Genomic DNA, 398 nt, shown 5'->3' with positions numbered 1-398 from the left:
GTAATACAGAGGGTGCAAGCGTTAATCGGAATTACTGGGCGTAAAGCGAGCGTAGGTGGCTTGATAAGTCAGATGTGAAATCCCCGGGCTTAACCTGGGAACTGCATCTGAAACTGTTAGGCTAGAGTAGGTGAGAGGGAAGTAGAATTTCAGGTGTAGCGGTGAAATGCGTAGAGATCTGAAGGAATACCGATGGCGAAGGCAGCTTCCTGGCATCATACTGACACTGAGGCTCGAAAGCGTGGGTAGCAAACAGGATTAGATACCCTGGTAGTCCACGCCGTAAACGATGTCTACTAGTCGTTGGGTCCCTTGAGGACTTAGTGACGCAGCTAACGCAATAAGTAGACCGCCTGGGGAGTACGGCCGCAAGGTTAAAACTCAAATGAATTGACGGG

Annotated in this window: 1 rRNA gene (cut by a window edge); it reads left to right on the top strand. The window is 50.0% G+C overall.

The annotated features are described in order from the left end of the window. Nucleotides 1-398 (top strand): 16S ribosomal RNA (locus V7650_RS18100) (its annotated part continues 274 nt past the right edge of the window); the annotation flags it as partial.

The organism is Parasphingorhabdus sp. (genome assembly GCF_036964565.1).
Taxonomy (GTDB): domain Bacteria; phylum Pseudomonadota; class Alphaproteobacteria; order Sphingomonadales; family Sphingomonadaceae; genus Parasphingorhabdus.
This window is presented reverse-complemented; position numbering and strand designations above follow the sequence as displayed.